The sequence below is a fragment of the Brevibacterium sp. W7.2 genome, from assembly GCF_018137945.1.
GTDB classification, from domain to species: Bacteria; Actinomycetota; Actinomycetes; order Actinomycetales; family Brevibacteriaceae; genus Brevibacterium; species Brevibacterium sanguinis.
On sequence record NZ_CP073089.1, the window covers coordinates 268,932 to 290,469 of the forward strand.

20 protein-coding genes are annotated in these 21,538 nt (G+C 68.5%); 10 read left to right on the forward strand and 10 right to left on the reverse strand.

Features of this window, described 5'->3' with window-relative positions:
* Positions 1-12: 12 nt before the first annotated feature.
* From J9315_RS01190 to J9315_RS01200, 3 genes are all read left to right on the forward strand, one after another.
* A complete protein-coding gene (locus tag J9315_RS01190) occupies positions 13-465 on the forward strand; it encodes a DUF3817 domain-containing protein (RefSeq protein WP_211978620.1) in 453 nt (150 codons plus the stop codon).
* 162 nt (positions 466-627) lie between these two features.
* Positions 628-2,613 (forward strand): SPFH domain-containing protein, encoded by a 1,986-nt coding sequence (locus J9315_RS01195; RefSeq protein WP_211978621.1) that lies wholly within the window; start codon positions 628-630, stop codon positions 2,611-2,613.
* 405 nt (positions 2,614-3,018) lie between these two features.
* Positions 3,019-3,927, forward strand: a complete 909-nt coding sequence (locus J9315_RS01200) for a cation diffusion facilitator family transporter (protein ID WP_211978622.1) — start codon at positions 3,019-3,021, stop codon at positions 3,925-3,927.
* Between the two features lie 97 nt (positions 3,928-4,024).
* On the opposite strand, the gene J9315_RS01205 is transcribed toward J9315_RS01200, so the two are convergent.
* The gene (locus J9315_RS01205; RefSeq protein ID WP_211978623.1) at positions 4,025-5,143 is read right to left on the reverse strand and encodes a tartrate dehydrogenase; all 1,119 of its coding nucleotides are present in this window, start codon (positions 5,141-5,143) and stop codon (positions 4,025-4,027) included.
* A 99-nt stretch (positions 5,144-5,242) separates the two neighbouring features.
* Entirely contained in the window at positions 5,243-6,169 is a 927-nt protein-coding gene (locus tag J9315_RS01210; protein ID WP_211978624.1) for a LysR substrate-binding domain-containing protein, read from the reverse strand.
* A gap of 94 nt (positions 6,170-6,263) precedes the next feature.
* On the opposite strand from J9315_RS01210, the gene J9315_RS01215 reads away from it, so the two are divergent.
* Positions 6,264-7,892, forward strand: a complete 1,629-nt coding sequence (locus tag J9315_RS01215) for a DASS family sodium-coupled anion symporter (protein WP_232623751.1) — start codon at positions 6,264-6,266, stop codon at positions 7,890-7,892.
* 70 nt (positions 7,893-7,962) lie between these two features.
* On the opposite strand, the gene menC is transcribed toward J9315_RS01215, so the two are convergent.
* Positions 7,963-9,087, reverse strand: a complete 1,125-nt coding sequence (gene menC, locus J9315_RS01220) for an o-succinylbenzoate synthase (RefSeq protein ID WP_198499910.1) — start codon at positions 9,085-9,087, stop codon at positions 7,963-7,965.
* Between the two features lie 134 nt (positions 9,088-9,221).
* On the opposite strand from menC, the gene J9315_RS01225 reads away from it, so the two are divergent.
* Positions 9,222-10,166, forward strand: a complete 945-nt coding sequence (locus J9315_RS01225) for an FkbM family methyltransferase (RefSeq protein WP_198499909.1) — start codon at positions 9,222-9,224, stop codon at positions 10,164-10,166.
* 158 nt (positions 10,167-10,324) lie between these two features.
* Here J9315_RS01225 and J9315_RS01230 read toward each other — a convergent pair whose 3' ends face one another.
* A complete protein-coding gene (locus J9315_RS01230) occupies positions 10,325-11,497 on the reverse strand; it encodes a M20 family metallopeptidase (protein ID WP_211978625.1) in 1,173 nt (390 codons plus the stop codon).
* Positions 11,498-11,668: 171 nt separating this feature from the next.
* Here J9315_RS01230 and J9315_RS01235 point away from each other — a divergent pair, with 171 nt between their 5' ends.
* Positions 11,669-13,135: a glutamate--cysteine ligase gene (locus J9315_RS01235; protein ID WP_249120984.1), complete on the forward strand. Its 1,467-nt coding sequence runs from the start codon at positions 11,669-11,671 to the stop codon at positions 13,133-13,135.
* A gap of 159 nt (positions 13,136-13,294) precedes the next feature.
* The gene (locus J9315_RS01240) at positions 13,295-13,606 is read left to right on the forward strand and encodes a hypothetical protein (RefSeq protein WP_211978627.1); all 312 of its coding nucleotides are present in this window, start codon (positions 13,295-13,297) and stop codon (positions 13,604-13,606) included.
* 351 nt (positions 13,607-13,957) lie between these two features.
* On the opposite strand, the gene J9315_RS01245 is transcribed toward J9315_RS01240, so the two are convergent.
* Positions 13,958-14,266 carry a cupin domain-containing protein gene (locus tag J9315_RS01245; RefSeq protein WP_211978628.1) on the reverse strand — a complete coding sequence of 103 codons (309 nt, stop codon included), beginning with the start codon at positions 14,264-14,266 and terminating at the stop codon, positions 13,958-13,960.
* A gap of 149 nt (positions 14,267-14,415) precedes the next feature.
* Between J9315_RS01245 and J9315_RS01250 the strand changes: the two genes are divergently transcribed.
* Both J9315_RS01250 and J9315_RS01255 read left to right on the forward strand, forming a co-directional pair.
* Positions 14,416-15,129 carry a peroxidase-related enzyme gene (locus J9315_RS01250; protein ID WP_249120985.1) on the forward strand — a complete coding sequence of 238 codons (714 nt, stop codon included), beginning with the start codon at positions 14,416-14,418 and terminating at the stop codon, positions 15,127-15,129.
* The gene (locus J9315_RS01255) at positions 15,126-16,334 is read left to right on the forward strand and encodes an aminotransferase class I/II-fold pyridoxal phosphate-dependent enzyme (RefSeq protein WP_211978630.1); all 1,209 of its coding nucleotides are present in this window, start codon (positions 15,126-15,128) and stop codon (positions 16,332-16,334) included. The genes J9315_RS01250 and J9315_RS01255 overlap by 4 nt, the downstream gene beginning before the upstream one ends.
* Positions 16,335-16,396: 62 nt before the next feature.
* On the opposite strand, the gene J9315_RS01260 is transcribed toward J9315_RS01255, so the two are convergent.
* The 3 genes from J9315_RS01260 to J9315_RS01270 form a co-directional block, all read right to left on the reverse strand.
* Positions 16,397-16,756, reverse strand: a complete 360-nt coding sequence (locus tag J9315_RS01260) for a metalloregulator ArsR/SmtB family transcription factor (RefSeq protein ID WP_140954867.1) — start codon at positions 16,754-16,756, stop codon at positions 16,397-16,399.
* A 161-nt stretch (positions 16,757-16,917) separates the two neighbouring features.
* Positions 16,918-17,178: a hypothetical protein gene (locus J9315_RS01265; RefSeq protein ID WP_211978631.1), complete on the reverse strand. Its 261-nt coding sequence runs from the start codon at positions 17,176-17,178 to the stop codon at positions 16,918-16,920.
* Positions 17,175-18,200, reverse strand: coding sequence for a DMT family transporter (locus J9315_RS01270; RefSeq protein WP_211978632.1), 1,026 nt, complete (start codon positions 18,198-18,200; stop codon positions 17,175-17,177). The genes J9315_RS01265 and J9315_RS01270 overlap by 4 nt, the downstream gene beginning before the upstream one ends.
* Between J9315_RS01270 and J9315_RS01275 the strand changes: the two genes are divergently transcribed.
* Complete coding sequence (locus tag J9315_RS01275) at positions 18,199-19,596, forward strand: PLP-dependent aminotransferase family protein (protein ID WP_211978633.1); 1,398 nt, start codon at positions 18,199-18,201, stop codon at positions 19,594-19,596. The two genes, J9315_RS01270 and J9315_RS01275, sit on opposite strands and share 2 nt — an antisense overlap.
* 70 nt (positions 19,597-19,666) lie before the next feature.
* Here the strand turns inward: J9315_RS01275 and J9315_RS01280 are convergent, their stop codons facing one another.
* Together J9315_RS01280 and J9315_RS01285 are read right to left on the reverse strand one after the other, a co-directional pair.
* Complete coding sequence (locus tag J9315_RS01280; RefSeq protein WP_211978634.1) at positions 19,667-20,422, reverse strand: class I SAM-dependent methyltransferase; 756 nt, start codon at positions 20,420-20,422, stop codon at positions 19,667-19,669.
* 118 nt (positions 20,423-20,540) lie between these two features.
* Positions 20,541-21,530, reverse strand: coding sequence for an ABC transporter substrate-binding protein (locus J9315_RS01285; protein WP_211978635.1), 990 nt, complete (start codon positions 21,528-21,530; stop codon positions 20,541-20,543).
* Between the last annotated feature and the right edge of the window lie 8 nt (positions 21,531-21,538).

Consider the following 21,538-nt stretch of genomic DNA (forward strand, 5'->3'; position numbering starts at 1 on the left):
CAATGAGGTTCCGTGACCCCTAAGAAGCTCTTCAATTTCTTCGCCGTCGCCGAGGCCATCACGTGGGCCCTCCTGCTCTTCGGCATGTTCCTCAAGTACGTCACCCAGACCACCGAGGTGGGGGTGCGCATCGGAGGCGGAATCCACGGATTCGTCTTCCTCTGCTTCGTCGTCGTCGTCCTCCTCGTCGGCATCTCCCAGAAGTGGAGCATCGGGCGCATCCTCATGGGCCTCGTCTCCGCGGTCATCCCGTTCGCGACGATCCCGTTCGAGATCGCCTCGGCGAAGGCCGGAGCCCTCGACGGCGACTGGGGGCTCGGCCGTGGCGGCCGGGCGCCGCGCGGACCGCTGGAGAAGCTGAGCGCGTGGGCGCTGCGCTCGCCGTGGCTGGCCGCCGGGGTCGGCGCGATCGTCGTCATCGCGGTGTTCTCCGGACTCCTCGTCGTCGGTCCTCCCGGCAGCTGAGCCGCCGCACGATTCCCACCGCCTCGGCGAGTTCCTGACCTGGAACATCTCCGTCCTCTGCGGCCTGGGCAGGCGTCGTGGCCTCCGATAGGGTGGTGAGCACGGGCCGACTACATGCGTCGGCTCGCCTGCATCCCCGTTGAGGAAACGAAAGGCCCGCTCATGGACCTCATACTCGGCGCCGTCATCATCGGCGCCATCGCCATCGTCGTGCTCATCGCACTCGTCGTCATTCTCCGGTCGTACAAGATCGCCTCCCCGTCCGAGGCCCTCATCATCACCGGACGCAACGCCTCGGGAGCGTCCGGGTCGGGACGGATCATCATCGGCGGACGCGCAGTCGTCTACCCGATCGTGCAGAAGGCGTTCATTCTCTCGCTGTCGTCGCGGCAGATCTCGGTCGAGATCGACGGCATCTCGAAGAACGGCATCGCGCTCAAGCTGCGCGGCGTCGCTCAGGTCAAGGTCGGCGGCACCGACGATGACGTGCGCAAGGCCGCGCAGCGCTTCCTCGACCAGCAGGATCAGATCGACCACTACAGCAAGGAGATCCTCTCCGGCACCCTGCGCGCCGTCGTCGGCACGCTCACCGTCGAGCAGATCATCCAGGACCGCGCCTCCTTCGCCGCGCAGGTGCAGGAGGAATCCGCGCACTCGATGAACAACCAGGGTCTCGTCATCGACACCTTCCAGATCTCCGCGGTCGAGGACGAGGGCAGCTACCTGCGCGACTGGGGTCGCCCGCAGGCCGCTGAGGTCGCGAAGAACGCCGCCATCGCCGAGGCGAATGCCTCCCGCGCCGCGGCCGTCGAGGAGGCGCAGCAGAACGAGGAGACGCAGAAGCAGCAGGCGCTGACCGATCAGGCGATCGCCGAACAGCAGCAGCAGCTCGCGCTGCGCCGGGCGGCGCTGAAGGAGGAGGCCGACCAGCGACAGGCGACGGCCGACAACGCCGGACCGCTCGCCGCCGCGGCGGAGAAGCAGAAGCTCCTCGAACGCGACCGGGTCGTGGCGAAGGAGGCCGCGGAGCTGCGTGCCGAACAGCTCGACGCCGAGGTGCGCCGCCCGGCCGATGCCGAGCGCTACCGCCAGCAGGCCGAGGCCGACGCCCGAGCCTACGAGATCGAAGCCCAGGGCCGAGCCGAGGCTGCTGCCGAACTCCACCGCCGGTCGAAGGAAGCCGAAGCCATCCGCCTCGAGGGCCAGGCCGAGGCCGACGCCATCAAGGCACGCGGTGAGGCCGAGGCCGGAGCCCTCGAGGCACAGGCCGAGGCGTACAAGAAGTTCAATGACGCCGCCGTCCTCTCGAAGGTGCTCGAAGTGCTGCCGGACATCGCCGGCGAACTCGTCGCTCCGTACGCGAACATCAAGGACCTCTCGATCGTGTCGACCGACGGCGAGTCGAAGCTCGCGAACTCGGTGTCGAACAACCTCGCCCAGGTGCTCGAGGTCGTCCGCGGGACGACCGGCATCGACCTCACCGACCTCGTCGACAAGGCGCAGGGCGGAGGGTCGGCCTCGGGTGACGGCGACGACGATGCGGACGGTCCGGGCTCGGGTGGTCCGGGGTCCGGCGGTTCCGGGTCGGGCTCTGGTGGATCGGGTGGCCGCGGTCAGGTCATCGAGGGTCGTCTCGCCGACGACACTCCGGCCGCGCGCCGGGAGGCCCGGCGCGAAGCCCGTGACGGCTCCGGCGGTCGCCGTTCGGGCAGCGGAGGAACCGGTGGCCGCGCTGACGGCGGTCAGCGCGACAGCAGTCAGCGTGACAGCAGCCAGTGGGCCGGGTTCGACCCGAAGGACTTCCTCGACCCGGATGGCGGTCTCGACATCCAGCACATCGGCGACGAGGTCAAGCGCGCGACCGGCATCGACGTCCAGGCCTACATCGACGAGGCGCTGCGCCGCCGCGACGGCGGTGCCGCGGGAGGCAGCGCCGGATCGGGCTCCGGTGCGGGCACCGGTTCGGGGCCTGGTTCGGGACCCGCAGGTGGACCGGGGTCGGGACCGACTCCCTCCGGCGGCGGCACTGGTGGCGGTGCGTCCGGCGGCGGCACTGGTGGCGCGACAGGCGGCACTGGTGGCGCGACGGGCGGCACCGGCGGTGCGTCCGACGACGATGAGACCGGCAGCGGTTCGACGTCGAACTGACGTCGGTCGGTCTCCAGCGGAACCTGATCCGCACCGAGGCGGCGCCGCTCGCCTTCCGGTGAGCGGCGGCTCGCCTCCGCTGTGAGGGTCCTCCTCCCCTGCGGGTCATCCGCACTCGAGGACCCTTCACACTGAGGACCTACCACGCTGAGGCTCCTGCGCCCCCGAGGTGGATCCCGCTCGATAATCACGCGATCATCGAGCGGGATCCACCTCGGGGCCGTCGTCATGTCCGCGGGAACCACCTCGTGGCGTAATGTCCGCGGGCACCCAACGGGGACGTCGTCATATCCGCGATCCCCGCTGCGTCCGCGTCCCCCACTGTCCTCCGGCACGTGAGCATTCACTTCAGGCATATTCATAAATACATACGCATATGTTAATGTGAGTGTGAAAGGAGTCCTCATGTCTCATGACCACTCGCACGAAACCGGGTCGCGCAAGCGGCTCGCGATCGTGTTCTGCATCGTCCTGGTGATCTTCGCCTTCCAGGTCTTCGGTTCGATCTGGACCGGCTCGCTCGCCCTGCTCGTCGACACCGGACACAACTCCGTCGACCTCATCGGACTGGGCATCGCGCTGTTCGCCGCGACGCTCGTCGCGCGGCCGCCGAAGGGGCAGAAGACGTGGGGCTTCAAGCGCGCCGAGGTGCTCGCCGCCGGTGCGCAGGCGACCCTGCTCCTCGGCCTCGGCATCTACAGCCTCATCGAGGGTGTGCGCCGCTTCTTCGCGCCGCCCGAGGTGCCCGGCCCCGAACTGCTCATCTTCGGCGTCGTCGGCCTCGCCGGCAACGTCGTCTCGATCCTCATCCTCACCTCGTCGAAGAACTCCTCGCTCAACCTGCGGGCAGCATTCCTCGAGGTCATCGCCGATGCGCTCGGCTCCGTCGCCGTCATCGTCGCCGCGGTCTCGATCTGGCTCTTCGACTGGACCCGCGCCGATGCCGTCGCCGCCCTCGTCATCGCCGCCCTCATCGTGCCCCGCGCGTTCGCGATCCTCAAGGAGACCGGATCGATCCTGCTGGAGTCCGCGCCGAAGAAGCTCGACCTCGAGGCCGTGAAGAAGCACATCGAAGACGTCGATCACGTCGAGGCGGTCCACGACCTCCACGTCACCCGCATCGACTCGAACCTCCCCGTGCTCACCGCCCACGTCGTCCTCGCCGACGAGTGCTTCTACGACGGGCACGCGCCGCGGATCCTCGCGGACCTGCAGGCGTGCGTGGCCGACCACTTCGACGTCTCGATCGAGCACTCGACGTTCCAGTTCGACACGGCGAAGGACGCGGAGAAGGAGAAGCAGACCCACAGCTGAGGCCTCGGCACCGAGGCGGCTGCACCGCAAACCAGAGCGCCCGCTGTTCCCCCGTTGAGCGAGGAGACGGCGGGCGCGGCTGTGCCGGGCTGGGAGGTCAGGGAGTCGGCAGCGGTGCGGCCGCCTCGGCGTGGATCGCTTCGAGCTGGGCGACGATCGCCTCGGTCATCTCGATCGTGTTCGCGTTTCCGCCGAGGTCACGCGGCAGGATCCCCGCCCCGGTGACGTTCTCGACGGCCTGCCGCACCGCGTCGGCCTCGGCGGGCCGGCCGAGATGGTCGAGCATGAGCGCGGCCGAGGAGATCGCTCCGATGGGATTCGCGACCCCCTGCCCGGCGATGTCGGGTGCCGAGCCGTGGACCGGCTCGAACATCGAGGGATGCCTGCGTTCGGGGTTGAGGTTCGCACTCGCGGCGAGTCCGAGGCTGCCGGCCAATGCGGAGCCGAGATCCGAGAGGATGTCGGCGTGGAGGTTCGAGGCGACGACGACGGAAAGCTCCTCGGGGCGAAGGACGAACTTCGCGCTCATCGCATCGACGAGGACGCTCTCGGTCGCGACGTCCGGATAGTCCTCGGCGACGCGGGCGAAGACCTCGTCCCAGAGCACCATGCCGTACTGCTGGGCGTTCGATTTCGTCACGCTCGAGACCTTCTTCACCGGACGGGTGCGAGCGAGATCGAAGGCGAAGCGGATGATCCGCTCGGTCCCCTTCTCCGTGTGGAGGCTCGTCTGCAGGGCGACCTCATTGCCGGGGCCGCGACCGCTCAGATTGCGCCCGCCCATACCCGCGTACTCGCCCTCGCTGTTCTCCCGGACGACGATCCAGTCGAGTTCGGTGTCATCGGCCTTGCGCAGCGGGGATTGGACTCCGGGCAGGAAGGTCACGGGCCGGATGTTCGCCCACTGGTCGAACGGCTGCGTGATCGCCAGGCGCAGCCCCCACAGGCTCGTGTGATCGGGGACATCGGCCGAACCGACGGCACCGAAGTAGATGGCGTCGTGCTTCTGCAGCTCGTCGAGGCCGCCGGCGGGGATGTAGTGGCCGTGCTCGAGGTAGTGCTCCGAGCTCCACGGGTACTCGGTGATGTCGAAGGCGATCGCGCCGTCGGAGAGCTTGGCGACCGTGTCGAGCACGCGCAGTCCAGCGGCGACGACCTCGCCGCCGATGCCGTCGCCGGGAATCGATGCGATGGAGAAGGTCTGGGTATCGGTCATGTCGGTCCTCGATCGTCTGAGGGAGTGGGCTCATTCCATTGAGCGCGTCGACGAGTCATAAGTCCAAGACGAGTTCTCGATTCCATTCATCGGCTCTGCCTATGGTTGGGGGAGTGGCCCCTCCTCTGTTCGGGGGAGCATCCCTGAGTCGCCGAGGCGGGCGGCCGTGTCGAGGAACGCCGCGGCGGCCGGCGTGAGCCCCGCGGGACGGGAGACGGCGGAGACGTGCAGGGCCGGCGCGCCGCGCAGGGGGACCATCTCGACGTCGTTCGCCGCGGCGAACACCTGCCAGGCCGAGGGCAGGACGGCTGAGCCGAGCCCCGCACGGACGAGGGGCAGGATCGATGAGCGATGCGCCACCTCGGCGGTGATGTCGATGTCGATCCCCTCCGCGATGAGCTCATCGACGTAGGCGCGCATGAGCGAGCCCGGGTGGGAGACGATGAAGCGGGTGCCCGCCAGCGCTCTCGGGTCGACCGGCGCTGGTCCGGGAGGCGTCTGCGACCGCGGGCGGGCGAGCATGAGGGGGTGAGCGGTGACCTCGAGGACGTCGAGATCCTTGACCTTCAGCGGCTCGCGGCTGCCGGGGAAGCCGATCTCGGCGCGTCCGTGGCGGACGGCTTCGAGGGTCTCCTCGGCGGTGAAGGTGCCGTCGACGGCGAAGGCGATCTTGGGATGCGCGAGCGTGAAGCTCGCCATCAGCGACGACAGCGGTTCGATGCTCGGCGACGGCATCGCCGCGATCTCGATCCGCCCGGCCTGGAGCCCGCGCAGACGATCGATGTGCGCCTTCGCCGCATCGAGGTCGCGGACCGCGAGCCGCGCCGGACCTTCGAACTCACGTCCGGCCTCGCTCAGGCGCACGGTGCGGCCGATGCGATGGAAGAGCGAGACCCCGAGTTCCCGCTCCAGCCCCTTGATCGTCTGCGACAAGGACGGTTGGGCGACGAGCATGGCCTCTGCCGCCTTCGTGAAGCTGCCGGTGTCGACGACGGCGAGGAACTGGCGGAGCTGACGAATATCCATAGGCCCATGCTATTGGTCTGATCGGAAACAGGCCTTGGACTATATCGGTCCGCTCGGTCACGCTGGACTCACAGCGATGAAAGGACCAAAGACGGTGGATATCTCGCAGGGACGAGGCAACGGCGGCTCGTCGGTTCAGAAGACAGATGTGCGCGAAGCGCTGCTCGGCGGCAAGACCTTCCGCAGCCTGAGCGAACAGAAGCTCTCTCCACGGGAGGAGAGGTTCGAACGGGCCCGGATGACCTCGGGGTTCATCCTCGCTCCTGCGGTCGCGATCATCTTCGCGCTCATCCCGTTCGACCTCACATATCAGCAGCACATGCTCGCTGCCGTCCTCCTCGGCGTCATCGTCCTCTGGATCACCGAGCCGGTGCCGATCCCGATCGGAGGACTCCTCGGTGTCGGGGTCGTCGTCGTGCTCGGTATCGTGCCGGCCGCGGACGCCGTCGGACCGTTCGGGTCGTCGACGATCTTCACCTTCATCGGCGCGTTCATCCTCGCGCAGGCGATGCTCCACCACGGGATCGCCCAGCGGCTCGCGCTCACCGTGCTCTCCCTGCCCGGGGTCGGCAGATCGGTGTACCGGGTGATCATCGCCTTCGGTCTCATCACGTGCATCCTCTCCGCGTTCGTGTCGAACACGGCGACGGTGGCGATGCTCATGCCCACCGCGCTCGGCATCCTCGCGGTCATCGCCGAGCTCCTCCAATCGCGCGGCATCGTCAAACCCGACTTCGACCCGCTGCGGCTGCGGGTGGGAGCGGCGCTGCTGCTCATGCTCGCCTACGGGGCGAGCGTCGGCGGTCTGCTCACGCCGGTCGGGTCGCCGCCCAACCTCATCGGGCGCGGCCTCATCGAGGAGGCCACCGGCGAGAAGATCTCCTTCGGTCAGTGGATGGCCGTCGCGTTCCCGATCTGTGTGGCGATGTTCATCGTGCTCGCCCTCGTCCTCCTGCTGCTGCTCAACAAGCCGGAGATCCGCAGGATCGAAGGCGTCGAGGAGTATGTGAAGAAGGAGCTCGCCGAGCTCGGACCCGTCTCCCGCGCGGAGAAGAACACGCTCTTCGCCTTCGGTCTCACTGTCGTCCTCTGGCTGCTGCCGGCCTTCGCTGCGCTGTTCGCGGGCACCGACTCCGCGATCTACGAGTTCCTCGACTCCCGTCTCGACGAGGGGATCGTCGCGGTCATCGGCGCGTCGTTGCTCTTCATCCTGCCGGTCAACTGGAAGAGGCGCGAGCCGACCCTGACGTGGAGCCAGGCGGCGAAGATCGACTGGGGCACGATCATCCTCTTCGGATGCGGCATCATCTTCGGGTCGCTGCTCGCCGACACCGGACTCGCCGAGACGATCGGCAACGGGTTCGCGGAGACGCTGGGCGTGACGAGCCTGTTCACCATCACGATCGTCTCGGTGATCCTCGCGATCCTCATCTCGGAGACGACGTCGAACACCGCGGCGGCCGCCGTCATCGTCCCGATCGTCATCCCGCTCTGCCAGGCGGCAGGAGTCGATCCGTTCGTGCCGGCGATGGCGGCGACACTGGCCGCCTCCTTCGGGTTCATGCTTCCGGTGTCGACGCCGCAGAACGCCATCGTCTACGGCACCGGAGCGGTGCCGATCACGAAGATGATCCGCACCGGGTTCACCTTCGACATCGCCGGTGCCATCCTCATCATCGTCCTCGCCCCGATCATGATCGGAGTCGTCGGCCTCGGACAGTGAGGTCCCCTCGCCGAGGTGGTCCGGCCTGCCGGCGACCGCCGCGGCGAGGAATGACCGCCTCGGCGAGAATTCAGCGCTCCGGGAGGATCTCGATCGACTCGGTCCGGAACTTCTCGAGCTTCGCCGGGTCGATCGTCACCCCGAAGCCGACGGTGTCGGGGACGTCGACACGGCCGTCGCGCATGACGATCTCCTCGGTGATGTCCTCGTGGAAGAAGCGATTCGACCCGGAGATGTCACCGGGGAGGGTGAAGCCGGGCAGTGAGGCCAGCGCCGCGTTCGCCGCACGCCCGAGACCGGTCTCGACCATCCCGCCGTGCCACACGGCCACACCGTTGGCGGCAGCGAGGTCGTGGATCCGCTTCGCCTCGATGTACCCGCCCACCCGGCCGGGTTTGATGTTGATGACCGCCGCTGCCCCGAGCGCGATCGCGTCGGCGGCCGCCTCGGCGGAGACGATCGACTCATCGAGGCACATCGGGGTCTCCATGAGCTTCGCGAGCTCCGCGTGCTGCCGGATGTCGGCCTCACCGAGGGGCTGTTCGATGAGGAGGAGGCCGTAGTCGTCGAGGCGGCGCAGGTGGGAGGCATCGACGAGCGTGTACGCGGCGTTCGCGTCGACCTGGAACCCGAAGTCGTCGCCGAAGGCCTGACGGACCGCGGCGACCGGGGCGATGTCCTTGCCCGGCTTGATCTTCAGCTTGATCCGCGCGTAGCCCTCGTCGAGGTAGCCGCCGATGACCCTGACCGTCTCCTCGACGGAGTCCTGGATGCCGACCGACACCCCTGAGGGCACGGAGTCGACGACCCCGCCGAGGTAGGACTTGAACGACTGGCCGGTGAGCTGGAGCTGCGCGTCGATGACGGCCATCTCGAGCGCGGACTTCGCCATCGGGTGCCCGATGACATGCCGCAGGTGCCAGCCGACCGTCTCGGCCGTGAGTTCGTCGACGGCGAAGAGGATCGGGGCCAGCCACCGCCGAGTGACATCGATGCCCGCGGCGACGTACTCGGAGGAGTAGAGCGGGGAGATCATCGCGACCGATTCGCCCCACCCGGTGATCTCGCCCTTGGAGGTGTCGAACCGCGCCTCGACGAGGTAGCAGTCCTTCTCCGTCTCCCGCATGAACGAGGTCTCGAACGGGGTGACGAGGGGAATGGACACCTGGTGAAGGGTGATCGACGTGAGCTTCATCGGCCGCGGCTCCTGCTTCGCAAAAGGGAAAGGTGATCGTCACCACCTTATGCCCCGGCACCGAGGCGGTAGTGCCCCGGGCCGTGGATTGGTACGGTGGGGCGAAGAGGGCACACGACGAAGAGGGGCCCACCGTGAACGACTACCTGCGGAGTCTCACCGCACGCAAGCAGTCATGGTTCGGGCTCAAACTCCCCGTCAAGGCGGCCCTCGCACAGCCGCTGCTCCACCCGCTCATGCGCGCGGTCGCCCCGCACATCTCCGGCATCCGGATCGGCCGGCTGCCCGCCCCGATCGGACTCACCGAGGTGACCGGTCGTGCCGGCGGAGCCTCCTTCGTCCTCGTCGATCCCTTCCGCTGCGAGATCGCCAAGGAGTTCTACTGGGGGAAGGGCCGGCGCACCGAACCCGAGGACGCCTTCGCCCTCGACCTCATGGTCGACCTCAGTCGCGACGCCGAGGTGTTCGTCGACATCGGCGCCTACACCGGGGTCTTCACGATGGCCGTCCTCGCCGCCAACCCCACTGCCGTCGCCCACTCCTTCGAGATCATCCCCGCCGTCGTGGCCGGGTTGGAGAAGAACATCGCGCGCAACCGCCTCGGCGAGCGGGTGACCGTCCATCCGACGGGCGTGGGCGCACCGGGCACGACGATGCGCGTGCCCAGAGGGGACGGGGGATCGGCGCTGCCGTCGTTCTACGCCGCGAGCATGGACTTCGCCGAGGGCGTCGAGGTCCGCTTCACCTCCCTCGACGAACTGCTCGCCGAACTGCCTGCCGGCACGTCGCGGGTGACGGTGAAGATCGACGTCGAGGGGGCGGAGAACGACGTCCTCGGCCATGGGGCGGAGTTCCTCGCCGCCCTGCGCCCGGACATCCTCTGCGAAGTCCTCGACGACCGGGCCCAGCCGGGCGAGCTCATGAGACTGCTCGAACCGCACGGGTACAGCTACTTCCTCGTCGGGTCCGAGGAGCTCACCCACTCCGAGCGCATCGTCCCCGACCCCCACTTCCGGGACTGGCTGTTCACGGTGCAGACCCCGGAGGAGCTGAGCGCGAACGGGTACCCCGTGGCGTGAACGGGCCGGCTTGGGCTGGGACGCGGGGCCACGGCAGAGGGGCTTGAGCAGTCTGCGCCGATTCGAAGGCGATTGTGCGGAACGTCCATGGTGATATCTCCGCGAATCTCACCCTGAACGTGGCGCAGAATCGGGCGGTGGCGGCAGCCCCGCCGCCTTCAGCGTCCCAGCTGATCGGCGATGAGGGCTGCCAGCAGCGCCGTGCGCGGGGCGATCTCGGCGATGAGTGCGTGCTCGTGTTCGGCATGCGCCCCGTCGCCCACGGCGCCGAGGCCGTCGAGCGTGGGAATCCCGTCGCCGGCGGTGAAGTTCCCGTCGGAGGCACCGCCGACGGCGACTCCGCGCGGGGCCGCGATCCCGAGCTCGGCGGCCAGTGCCGTCGCCCGGTCGAAGAGGGCCGCCGACTGCTCGGGTTCGAACGGCGGGCGGTTGATCCCGCCGATCACCTCGGTCGTCGACCCGTCGAGCTGCGGGTCTGCGGCGAGTGCCCGGATGGCCGCGTCGACACGTTCGAGCTCGGCCGCGGTGCGGGCGCGGACATCGACGTCGACGCGCGCCTCGGCGGGAACCGTGTTCGACGTCGTCCCCGCGGAGATCACGGTCGGCACGACGGTGGTGCCCGCCTCGGCGTCGGAGAGACCGGCGACGAGCGGGAGGGTGAGCGCCAGCGCCATCCCCGCGTTGACGCCCTTTTCCGGTTCGAGCCCCGCGTGCGCGGCCCGGCCGCGGAACACGAGCGTGTAGATTCCGGTGCCCTTGCGCTCGAGCTTGAGCGCACCGTCGGCGCTCGCCTCCATGACGAACACGGCCGCGGCATCGGCCGCCTCGGCGCGGATGAGATCGGACGACGTCACCGACCCCACCTCCTCATCGCCGGTGATGAGGATCGAGAGCCCAGCGAGGCCCTCCTCGCCGAGGCGGTCGCGGAGCATCGCGACCGCGTGGACGCTCATGATCGCCCCGGTGAGCATGTCGAAGCTGCCGGGACCGCGGAGGACGCCGTCGGCGGTGGAGAACGGGAGGCGATCGAGCGTGCCGTGGGGCCACACGGTGTCCTGATGGTTGAGGAGGACGACGCGGGGAGCGCTGTCGCCGAACCGCAGGCGCACGTGCGTGACGCCGTCGACGGTGAGGAGTTCGGCCTCGGCGCCGAGGCGCTCGCGCAGGAGCGCGGCGAAGTCGGCTGCCCCGCGCGCCACCGCCTCCTTGTCGGCCGACGGCGTCTCGAGCGAGATGACCCGCTCGAGGTCGGCGAGCATGGCAGGAAGGCGATCCTCGGCGCTGCGGACGAGGTCAGAGGGCTGAGTGGAGGTGTTCGCAGAGGTCGACATGGGCCCGATTCTAGTGCGGGACACCGACGGTAACCCGCCCTGTCCGCATCGCGTGCTCAGGGAGCGGCGGTCCTGGCCGGGGTGTCCGGCGGTGTTCGCGCTGAGAGAAGTCACGGGGAGGGCGGACACAACCTCTGCAGTGTGTGGTTTGCTTGTCGTATGGGTGAGGCAGTGAGTTCGAAGCGGTACACACCGGAAGAGCGGACCTTGTACCGCGAGAAGCTCGCGGAGAATCTGGAGCTCTTCGACACGTACCTCCGTCATGCCGAATTCAAATCGGCGGGCACGATCGGGCTCGAACTCGAGCTCAACCTCGTCGACGAGGACAATCAGCCGAGCCTGCGGAACAAGGAGGTGCTCGCCGACCTCGACGACGAGTTCCAGTCCGAGATCGGCGGCTTCAACCTCGAACTCAACCATCCGGTCCTCCAGGTCGCCGGGCGCGGACTGAAGACCCTGGAGTCCGGGGTCGCCGATCGCCTGGCCCGGGCCAAGCGCGCCGCCAAGGCGAAGGGGCTGAAGATCGCCTCGATCGGGACCCTGCCGACGCTGACGACGCAGTTCCTCAGGACCGAGCCGTGGATGACGGAGGAGAACCGCTACGCGGCGCTGAGCAACTCGGTCATCGACGCGCGCGGGGAGTACGTGCAGATCGAACTCGACGGCAAGGAGACGTACCGGCAGGAGTTCTCCGACATCGCCCCGGAGTCCTCGTGCACGTCGATGCAACTCCACCTCCAGGTCGCCCCGAACAAGTTCGCCGAGGCATGGAACGCCTCCCAGGCGATCGCCGCCGCACAGGTCGCGGTGAGCGCGAACTCCCCGCTGTTCGTCGGCCACAAGCTCTGGCACGAGTCGCGGATCCCCGTCTTCGGCCAGTCGATCGACACCCGCACCCCGGAGCTCGTCACCCAGGGGGTGCGCCCGCGCGTGTGGTTCGGGGAGCGGTGGATCACGAGCGTCTTCGACCTCTTCGAGGAGAACGTCCGCTATTTCCCGCCGCTGCTGCCGGAGATCAAGGACTTCGTCGAGTTCAGCGATGCCGATGCCCCGAAGCTCTTCGAGCTCAACCTCCACAACGGCACCGTGTGGCGGTGGAACCGGCCGATCTACGATGCCGGCGACAACGGCGCGCACATCCGGGTGGAGAATCGTCTGCTGCCGGCCGGCCCCACCCCCGTCGACATGGTCGCCGATGCCGCGTTCTACTACGGACTCGCCGAGTTCCTCGTCGGAGAGAACCGTCCCGTCTGGTCGCGGATGTCCTTCGCCGAGGCGCGCGAGAACTTCTTCGCGTGCGCGAAGGACGGCATCACCGCCCGGGTGACGTGGCCGAAGATCGGGCACATCGCCGTCTCCGATCTCGTCATCGACGTCCTCATCCCGCAGGCCCGCCGCGGTCTGCGGCGCCTCAACATCGACAAGGACGTCATCGACGAGTACATGTCGATCATCGAGGGCCGTGCTGAGCGCAAGGCCAACGGGGCGACGTGGCAGCTGCGGATGCTCGACCGGCTTGCGCCGGGCAGCCGGAAGAACACCCGCGAACGCGACGAGGGGCTCAAGGCGATGATGGACGCCTACCTGACGAACCAGGAGAGCGGCCGCCCCGTCCACACATGGGACGTCCCCGCGTGAGGGGTTTGCGCTGACTGCCCCTCACCTTGCCCTGACGCCTCGACTCCAGGTCGTTCTGGACAGATTCTCGGCTGAATATTCTGCCCAGAACGACCTGAAGTCAGTCCTCCGGAGATTCCTATCTTGCGTATGGTGTTTCGCCGACCTCTACCGCCCGAGGTGAAGACCCTCCGGGCGAGAGCGGTGTTCATTCTCAAACAGTTCGATAGGACGTACCCACCATTGTGGGAGGAGCGCGCCGCTGGGCTCAGCGAACGCGAAGCCGACGTGTCGGGCGCGGTGGAAATGATCGTCGAAACGCTCGAACAATGGTCTATGGCACAAGAGCTACCGACCGCCCCGAGCTCCGAATTCGTCAGATCTGAAGTCAGTGAGCTGAACAGCGTCGTCGCCTCGATCGAACCTACTGAACAGAATTTGGTCAGCCGCATGGAGCGTCTTCTCGAATGGATCGACAGCATCAATGGCTGAAACGGGCATGCTCCTTCGCTGCGGAATTGAATTGGTGCACGAGTCCCGTCCATACGTGGGACGTCCCCGCGTGAGGCGTTTGCGCAGACTGCCCCTCACCTTGCCCTGACGCCTCGACTCCAGGTCGTTCTGGACAGATTTTCGGCTGAATGATCTGTCCAGAATGACCTGAAGTCAGTGGGCGGCGGAGGGTCAACGGAAGGTCCGCGATTCTCCGGACGCAGAGTGTCGAATCGCGATGGAAGAATCGACACTCTGCGTCCGGGAGATCAGCTCAGGCGCGAGAGGCGCCGACGCTGAGTCGTCCCCGCCGCCCTCCAGCGACCACCAGGCGCGACCCGCCCGACCGCGTCACAGCCTTTCGACCTCGACGAAGATGACCGCCTCGTCGCTGCCCGGGTTGGAGACCTCATGTTCGGTACCGGCGGCACGCGTATAGGCGACGCCGGCTTCGAGCTCCGCTGTGAGCTCGGTGCCGTCGGCATTGCGCACGTGCATCGAGTCGGTGACCATGGGCACGACAACGTACTCGTGTTCGTGCCGGTGCATCGGGATGATCCCGCCGGGCTCGATCGTCCACTTCGTCACCCGGAACACTCCGTTGTCGAGCTGCACCTCCCCGGTCGCCCCGGTGTCCGCTGCTGCGTCATCTGTGCTCATCGTCCCGACTCCTTCGTTGGTGGTGCGCGCCAGAGGGCTGGACCACAGCGATGTCTCAGCGGGAACTGCTCCGGTAGAGCCTGCGGCCATCCGCCCACCCTAAGCCGACTGCTGCGGCGACGGCTAGCATGTGCACTATGCGATACCCCATGGCTGACATCGCCGAGGTCGACGACGACATCCGCGAGCACATCCTTGCCGTGTCCGAGAAGACGGGATTCGTCCCCAACGTCTTCCTCTCACTGGCCCGTCGCCCCGACGAGTTCCGCGCGTTCTTCGCCTACTACGACGCCCTCATGGAGAAGGAGACGGGGAACCTCACGAAGGCCGATCGCGAGATGATCGTGACAGCCACCTCGGCGGCCAATCACTGTCTCTACTGCGTCGTCGCCCATGGTGCGGTGCTGCGGATCTACGCGAAGGACCCGTTCGTCGCCGACCAGGTCGCCGTCGACTACGCCCACGCAGACATCACCGACCGGCAGAAGGCGATGCTCGACTTCGCGATGACGGTTGCGCAGGCGCCGTGGACGATCACCGAGGAGGACCACGCCGCCTTGGCCGCCCACGGTTTCGACGCGGAGGACGCGTGGGACATCGCCGCGATCACCGGCTTCTTCGGTCTGTCGAACCGGATGGCCCACATCGCCGGCATGCGCCCGAACCCCGAATTCCACCTCATGGGCCGGACCCCGCGGGAGAAGGGGAGCACCGAGGCGACGGCCGCCTTCGACACGGCCGGTTCGAGGGAGCCGGCGGACACGGATGCTCCCGCACCGACCGAGACAGCGCGTCAGCCCAGCGAATCGACTGCCACCCGTCCGCCGACGACCCCGACCCCGAAGGAAGCGAACCGACGATGACCATCGACCACACGCCGAGCCTCCACGTCTCCGAACGCGCCGGCCGCGTCCGTCCCTTCGCTGCGATGAACATCGTCGCCAAGGTCCAGCAGATGCAGCGGGAGGGACGCGACGCGATCGCGATGTGCCTCGGCGAACCGACACAGGGAGCCCCGAGCCCGGTCAAACGGCGGGCGGCCGAGGCGCTGACCGACGGCACGAACCTCGGCTACTCGGCGATCTTCGGCATCCCCGACCTGAGGGAGGCGATCGCCGGCCACTACCAGGACTGGTACGGCGTCGACATCCCGATCGAGCGGATCCAGGTGACGACGGGATCCTCCGGCGCCTTCCAGACGGTGTTCCTCACGTGCTTCGACGTCGGTGACAGGGTGGCCGTGGCCCGCCCCGGCTACGGCGCGTACAAGAACATCCTCGCCGCCCTCGGCGCTGACATCGTCGAACTCGACTGCGGTGCCGACCACGGCTACCAGCCGACCGTCGACCTCCTCGAACAGGCCCACGCCGAGGCGCCGCTGGCCGGCCTCATGCTCGCCTCGCCCGCGAATCCGACGGGGACGATGATCGGGGCCGACCACCTCGGCGAGCTCATCAGCTGGTGCCGCGACCACGACGTCCAGGTGATCTCCGACGAGATCTACCACGGCATCAGCTACATCGGCACGCCCGGCGAGACCGCACTCGCCCACGACGACGAGGCGATCGTCATCTCCTCGTTCTCGAAGTACTGGGCAATGACAGGGTGGCGGCTGGGCTGGGCGATCCTGCCCGAGCGCCTCGTCACGGCCGCGACGAACGTCACCGGCAACCTCGCCCTGTGCGCTCCGGCCCCCGCCCAGTACGCCGCCCTGGCCGCTTTCGACCCCGAGTCCTATGCCGAGTGCGAGGCCGCTGTCGCCTCGTTCGCCCGCGCCCGGGACCACGTCCTCGCCGCGACCGATGACCTCGGGTTCACCGATATGGCCCCGCCCGACGGCGCGTTCTACATGTATGCGCGCATCGACGACATCCTCGCCCGCTCGGACGGCCGGTTCGCGACGGCGACCGACTGGTGCGAGGACATCCTCCAGGCCACGGGCGTCGCCTTCGCCCCGGGTGACGACTTCGATTCCGTGGACGGATGGCGATCCGTGCGCCTGTCCCTGGCCGTCGGTGCCGACCGGACCGCAGAGGCGCTCGACCGGGTCCTCGACCACCTCAGCTGAGGGTCGGCGCGGGCCCTGCGGGTCCGGGTGAGGGCTCAGGTCTCACGCGACCGGACAGCAGCTCAGTGCTCGTGGCCCTCGACGGTGTGGGCGATGGCGTCGAGGATGATGTGGGCGACGTGGTCGTCCTTGAGCGAGTAGTACGCCTCCCGGCCGACGCGGTTGACCCCGACGAGGTGGAGCCCGCGGAGGAACTTGAGGTGCTGGGACACGAGCGGCTGCGACAGCCCCGTCGAGTCGACGATGTGCGTCACCGTCGCCTCGCCGTGCGCGAGGACGAGGAGCATCTTCAGCCGGGACGGAGTCGCGAGCGCCTTGAAGAGATCGGCGGTCTCGGAGATCGCCTCGAGGTTGCCCTCGGGATCGCGCAGCAGGGCCTCGACGTCGGCGTTGACCGGGACGGAATCAGAGGAGGCAGCCATGGACTGAGATTACCGCAACAGCTGTGCGGTCCCTCAACCGAGGCGACGCTCGCCGAGGCGGTCGTCCCCGCAGCGCCACCGGCACGGTCCAGCTCGGCGAGGAGGTCGTCCCCGCCGCTCCGCCGGCCATGCCCAGCTCGCCGAGGTGGTCGTCCGACCCGTCACCCGTTCCCATCGTCCTCGGCGTCGGGATCCTCCGGTCGGCGAGGGGAAGGGGTGTCTCCCGTGATGCGCGTGCCGTCGGCTGCCGTCAGCGTGGAGAGCGGGCCCGCCGCTGCGAGGACGCGCGCACTCCGCACAACGGTGCCGATGAGTGTCGCGGCATCGAGGCACCGCATCGGCAGCCGGTCATGCGGGGGACAGGCGAGTCGCCCGATCGTGAAGATGACGACCGTGACCCCGAGGACGATGACGGCGATCATGAGCGCAGCCTCGTGCGCACCGTGAGTGCGGCACTGGCGATGACCGCGGTGCCGCAGAGGATCGTCGGCACGTCGAGGTGCTCGCCGAGGAGAAGGGCCGCCCACGCGATCGACATGACCGGCTGGACGAGTTGGATCTGGGAGACCTGCGCCATCGGGCCGATCGCCAGCCCTCGGTACCACGCGAAGAAGCCGAGGAACATGCTGATCACGCACAGGTAGGCGAATGATGCCCACTGCCCGACGGTGCCGGTGGGCGGCTGTGCGACGATCGCAATGATCGTCAGGGTGAGTGTCACCGGGGCCGAGAGGACGAGTGCCCACGAGATCGTCTGCCAGGCCCCGAGTTCACGTGCGAGCACACCGCCTTCGGCGTAGCCGATCGCTGCGGCGCAGACGGCGGCGAAGAGGAGGAGATCGGCGGGCTGGATGCCGCCGAGACCCGCGCCCTGAACGACTGCGAAGACGACGGCGAGGACGGCGCTCAGGCCTGCCAGCATCCAGAACAGCGGGCTCGTCCGCTCCTTCGTGCGCAGCACAGCCGCAGCGGCCGTGGCGGCGGGCAGCAGGGCGATGACGACCGCACCGTGGCTGGCCGGTGTCTGGGTGAGCGCATAGGAGGTGAGGAGGGGGAAGCCGAGGACGACGCCTCCGGCGACGACGAGCAGACGCAGGCCCTGGGACACGCCCGGTCGGGGGAGCGTCGGCACCTGCGCTGGCCACGCTCCCGACCCGTCGGCGGCGGACGTTTCGGAGCGGTGTGCGCGGATCGATGAGTCGCCTCGGCGGGTTCGCCTCCAGGCGATGAGGAGGAGCAGGCCGGCGAGAACGGAGGCGACGGCGGCGCGACCGGCACCGATGAACAGCGGGGACAGGGTCCCGGGTTCCGCGGCAATGCGGGTGAGCGGCACGGTGAAGGAGAACGCGGTGACGCCGAGCAGGCCCCACAGGAGTCCCGGCCCCGCAGACCCGGTGTGTAGCGGTTGGTCGCTGAGATCAGTAGCGCTATTATTGTCCTTCATGCAACACGATAGCAGTTCGCGGATCGCCGCGGAACTCTCCCGGTGGGTCGCTGACGCCTCAGCCGGTGATCGGCTGCCGTCGTCGCGGGAGCTTGTCCGGCAGTACGAGGCCTCGCCCGTGACGGTGCAGAAGGCGCTGGCGAGCCTCGCCCGCCGAGGCCTCGTCGAGTCGCGACCGGGCGTGGGAACGTTCGTGCGCGGTCACCGATCGTTCGCGGCACCGGACCTCAGCTGGCAGACGGGGACGCTCGGACCGCGGGACTATGTCCCGGCCACTGCCGCACCGCTGCGGGACTCGAGCCAGGACCAGTTCGCCCTCAACGACGGCTATCCGGAGGCGGGTCTGCTGCCGCGCACTCTCGTCCGCGCCGCCTTCGGTCGCGCGTCGCGGTCGGAGGACGCTCTGCGCCGGGGCCCGTCTGCGGGGCTGCCCGACCTGCAGGCCTGGTTCGCCGCGGAGGTCTCGGACAACGGCGCCGCCTCACCGCCGAGTGCCGCGGACGTGACGATCGTGCCCGGCAGCCAGACCGGGCTCGGGTCGATCCTGCGGTCGCTCGTCGGGGCCGGAGGCCCGCTCGTCGTCGAATCGCCCACCTATTGGGGACTCATCACCGCAGCCCGCCGGTCCGGTGTCACTCTCGTGCCGGTGCCGACGGGACCGAGCGGACCCGACCCGGAGGTCGTCGCCGAGGCACTCGAGCGGACGGGCGCCACCGCGTTCTACGCCCAGCCGAACTTCACGAATCCGACCGGCGTCCAGTGGTCGCCGGAACTGCGGGCACGCGTCCTCGAGGTCGTCGCCGACCGCCGGGCGTTCCTCATCGAGGACGACTGGGCCCACGACTTCGGGATCGATGCGGCGTCGGTCCCGCTCATCGGCGATGACGCGAACGGCCACATCGTCTACGTGCGGTCGCTGACGAAGAGCGTGTCCCCGGCAGTGCGGGTGGCCGCCGTCATCGCACGCGGCCCCGCACGCGATCGCATCCGCGCCGATGTGCAGGCCGAATCGATGTACGTCAGTCCGCTCCTCCAGGCCGCCGCCCTCGATGTCGTCACCCGCCCGGCGTGGCGCACGCATGTCCGCGACCTCGGCCGCCGCCTCGGTGAGCGGCGGGATGCGCTGCTCGCGGCCATCCGCACCGAAGCGGACCGGATCGCGGTCGACCATGTGCCGCAGGGTGGGCTGAATGTCTGGGGCCGACTGCCGGAGGGAAGCGATGTGGGATCATTCGTCGCCGAGGCGGCCGCGCGCGGTGTGCTCGTCACCGGCGGCACCGAGCTCTTCCCCGCCGAGGCCTCGGCGCCCTACGTCAGGCTCAACTTCGCCGGCCCGAATCCGGAAGGCTACCGCGAGGCGATGGGCCGCCTCGGCGAGGTTCTTGGTCGGGACTGAGCGGCCCCGGATGGACGACAGGTCGGGACGTGCGACAGTCAGGGCGCGGACTCTGCCGGGGGTCTGCGTCTCAGCGCCGTGCGGCTGCGAAGAGCTCGGTGCGGTAGGGCACCGCGACGATGCCGTCGACGGAGCAGTCGTCTGCGAGAGTGCGAACGTCGGCGAGGAAGCTCGGGCCCTGGGCGGCAACGGCGCGTTGGGCCTGAGTTGAGCTCGCCGACATGCCGACGAAGTCGTCGACCGTCATCGTCCGCTCCCAGTCTGAGACGGTGGTGACGACGTCAGGGAGCGCGATGTCGAGACCTGAAGCGAGTTCGCCTGCGATGTCGATGGTGCGGTAGTCGCGCGTGTATCCGGGGCTGTGTGCTTCGAGCAGGCCCTCGTAGGCGTCGAGGAACGCGCTCGCGGCGTGATTGCGGTTGTTCTGGATGATGACGACCCGACCTCCGGGCCGCAGCGCACCCTGCGCGGCATGGAGAAATGCCGGCCGGTCGAACCACTGGTAGGCCTGCGCTGCCATGACGACGTCGACATCGGCAAGCGCGGGAAGGTGGTCCTCCCCGCGTCCCTGCAGCCAGGTCACCATGGGAAACTTCCGTCGTCCGGCCTCGATCATGTCTCCCGACGGTTCGATGGCGACGACGTCGGGAGCGGTCAGCGTGGGCAGAGCCCACTCCAAGCCGATTCCCGAGCCGGAGCCCACGTCAACGAGCCGCGCACCCTCCCGCAGGCCGTCGAATGCCACCTCGGCGAGGTCGGCCGGGTAGCGAGGGCGGTGCTTGTCATAGTCGTCGGCGAGGCCGTCGAATTTCGCGCGCTCGGGCATGGTGCTCCTGAGGGGTCCACGGTGACTGGGTCACTGTGAACCCTACAGGGCCGCCTCGGCGAGGTTCTTGGTCGGGACTGACCGGCCCCGGAACCGTGACGGTCAGGGTGAAGAGCGCCTATGCCTCGCCCTGTTCGGCCGTGCCGATGGCGTCGGGAAGGTCATCGAGCAGCCATGGGTAGCTCAGGGGCGAGAGGTTCGTCAGGGCGGTGAACTCATCGTCGTCGAGGATCGCGTAGTGCTTGCCGCGGATGACCTTGACCTCGCGATAGAACGGGTCGGCGAGGTCGGCCTTGTCGAACAGGCCCTCGCCCGTATCGGGGAAGTGGATGAAGAGGACATCGGCGTCGAGGCGGTCGACCTGGGACTTCTTCACCTCGTGCTCATCCGCGGTGTACTCCTTCGCCGAGGTGGACGGCAGCAGCCCGAGACCGGTGAAGAAGCTGTCGTCGCTGCCGTCGTAGGAGAGGTAGTCGACCGAGGACTTCTCGACGTTCGCGAACGTGTAGGTGGTGTCCTCGAACTCGAGGTGGCTTGCGGCGATGTCCTCGGCGGTCGCGGCGATGCCATCGACGACCGTCTTCGCCTCATCCGCCCGGTCGAGAGCCGTGGCGACGGCGGCGGTACGATCGGTCCATGTGGCATCCGGCGCCGAGGCGACGACGGGGGCGATCTGCGACAGCGCGTCGTAGTCCGCCTCGGCGGAGTCGAGGCCGGTGGCGAGGATGACGTCGGGAGCGGCCTTCTTCAGGGCGTCGAGGTCGGGCCCGTCGGCGGCGTTGTAGGTGGCCGGGGCGTCGAGCCCCTTGTCCGTGAGCGCAGCGGCAGCCCAGGGGGAGAGGCCGCCGTCGACCGCGGTGTCGGCGGCCGGCGCGAGGACGGGATCGACGCCGAGGGACAGAGCGATGTCGAGGTCGACGGGGCTGGTCACGGCGACCGTCGTCGGCTGCTCGGCGATCTCGGCGGTGCCGTAGGGCGAATCGATCGTCTGCGGATAGCTGCCGCGGGCCTGGTCATCGGCGGGGCCGGGCAGGATCGAGCAGCCGCTGACGAGCAGGGCTGCGATGGTGGCAGAGGCGATGGCGGGGAATGCGGTGCTGAGTTTCACCCGGCCAG

What these genes read in the sequence shown, in the direction of transcription:
- J9315_RS01250 (WP_249120985.1), top strand. Translation starts at nt 14,416, where the DNA reads ATGGCTGACATCGCCGAGGTCGACGACGACATCCGCGAGCACATCCTT.
- J9315_RS01195 (WP_211978621.1), top strand. Translation starts at nt 628, where the DNA reads ATGGACCTCATACTCGGCGCCGTCATCATCGGCGCCATCGCCATCGTC.
- J9315_RS01230 (WP_211978625.1), bottom strand. Translation starts at nt 11,497, where the DNA reads ATGTCGACCTCTGCGAACACCTCCACTCAGCCCTCTGACCTCGTCCGC.
- J9315_RS01210 (WP_211978624.1), bottom strand. Translation starts at nt 6,169, where the DNA reads ATGGATATTCGTCAGCTCCGCCAGTTCCTCGCCGTCGTCGACACCGGC.
- J9315_RS01200 (WP_211978622.1), top strand. Translation starts at nt 3,019, where the DNA reads ATGTCTCATGACCACTCGCACGAAACCGGGTCGCGCAAGCGGCTCGCG.
- J9315_RS01265 (WP_211978631.1), bottom strand. Translation starts at nt 17,178, where the DNA reads ATGATCGCCGTCATCGTCCTCGGGGTCACGGTCGTCATCTTCACGATC.
- J9315_RS01275 (WP_211978633.1), top strand. Translation starts at nt 18,199, where the DNA reads ATGCAACACGATAGCAGTTCGCGGATCGCCGCGGAACTCTCCCGGTGG.
- J9315_RS01270 (WP_211978632.1), bottom strand. Translation starts at nt 18,200, where the DNA reads ATGAAGGACAATAATAGCGCTACTGATCTCAGCGACCAACCGCTACAC.
- J9315_RS01260 (WP_140954867.1), bottom strand. Translation starts at nt 16,756, where the DNA reads ATGGCTGCCTCCTCTGATTCCGTCCCGGTCAACGCCGACGTCGAGGCC.
- J9315_RS01205 (WP_211978623.1), bottom strand. Translation starts at nt 5,143, where the DNA reads ATGACCGATACCCAGACCTTCTCCATCGCATCGATTCCCGGCGACGGC.
- J9315_RS01245 (WP_211978628.1), bottom strand. Translation starts at nt 14,266, where the DNA reads ATGAGCACAGATGACGCAGCAGCGGACACCGGGGCGACCGGGGAGGTG.
- J9315_RS01255 (WP_211978630.1), top strand. Translation starts at nt 15,126, where the DNA reads ATGACCATCGACCACACGCCGAGCCTCCACGTCTCCGAACGCGCCGGC.
- menC (WP_198499910.1), bottom strand. Translation starts at nt 9,087, where the DNA reads ATGAAGCTCACGTCGATCACCCTTCACCAGGTGTCCATTCCCCTCGTC.
- J9315_RS01280 (WP_211978634.1), bottom strand. Translation starts at nt 20,422, where the DNA reads ATGCCCGAGCGCGCGAAATTCGACGGCCTCGCCGACGACTATGACAAG.